The following is a 1,103-nucleotide window of genomic DNA, read 5'->3' as shown; positions in this document are numbered from 1 at the left end:
GCGGAGATCGAGCGGCAGTTGGGCGCTGGCGCCACAACCCCAAGCTGATCCACGCCCTCGACACCGTCACCGGCGAGACGGCCCTGTCCTACCCGCTCCAGGAACTGCTTGCCCTCCGCCTGATCACAGCCCGCCGAACCTCAACCGGAGACCGGGGCCGTCGGCTGACGTTCAAAGGTGCAGCGAATCCTCAAACCAAAGCCGTGATCAATCTCAGCGAGCCCACCAGTATCACGCCCGGTGGTCCCGGGCCTGCACCGTGCACGACGCCATGCACGCCGGAGCCTGATCCTCAGGTCAGCACAAGGGGCGTCCGAAGCCATAGGTGGTGGCTTCGGACGCCCCGTTCGACTGTACGGGCCTGCGACTAATCGTCCATGCCGTCGTCGGTCTCGTCGTCGCTGTGCGGGTCGCGCAGCTGCCGCAGGCCCGGCGCCGGCGGCCGTGTGAAGGCGTAGCGGCCCAGGAAGTTGATGTGGTCGAACTGGAGCGGCGAGAGCCGGGCGAGCAGCTCGTCGGTGACGGGGAAGCCGTCGGCGGCCAGCTGCTTGACGGCGGCGTCGATGTCGAGGCTGTTGAACAGCACCACGGCGTTCAGGGCCAGGCCGAGCGCGCCGAGCTGGTCCTCCATGCCCTCGCGGTAGTGCTGTCGCAGTTCGCCGCGCTGCCCGAAGAAGATCCGACGGGCGAGGCGGTGACGGGCCTCGGTAACGTTGAGCTGGGCGCCGATCATCCGCCGGTACCCCTCGTCGGAGACGAACTGGAGCAGGTGCAGGGTCTTGAAGATCCGCCCGTAGTGGGCGAACGCGTCGCCGAGCCCGGTCGGCTTGCCATCCCGGGAGAGCATGCGAATCAGGTCATGGCCCCGGACCTCGCCGAGGGTGAGGGAGCCGGCCACGCGGAGCATGTCGCCCCAGTGTGCGCGTATCCGGTCCAGGCGGATGGTGTGGTTCGAGACCGGCTGGAGCGGCCCGTAGTCGGCCGCGGTGTTCGTCCGCCACAGCCGCGCGTCGGAGATGTCAGCGATGCGGGGTGAGAACTGTTAGGGTGCGTTTTGAAAGTGCTGGTCACAGCCACTCGTTGATGGCTGCGACCAGCACGGT

1 protein-coding gene is annotated in these 1,103 nt (G+C 67.9%); it reads right to left on the bottom strand.

The features are described 5' to 3' along the window. Window positions 1–367: 367 nt before the first annotated feature. Window positions 368–1,003 carry a Tn3 family transposase gene (locus tag IEZ19_RS49940; RefSeq protein WP_229841756.1) on the bottom strand — a complete coding sequence of 212 codons (636 nt, stop codon included), beginning with the start codon at window positions 1,001–1,003 and terminating at the stop codon, window positions 368–370. Between the last annotated feature and the right edge of the window lie 100 nt (window positions 1,004–1,103).

This window comes from Streptomyces brasiliensis (genome assembly GCF_014647875.1).
GTDB classification, from domain to species: domain Bacteria; phylum Actinomycetota; class Actinomycetes; order Streptomycetales; family Streptomycetaceae; genus Streptomyces; species Streptomyces brasiliensis.
The sequence above is the reverse complement of the archived record's forward strand: the minus strand, read 5'-3'. Positions and strand labels throughout refer to the sequence as shown.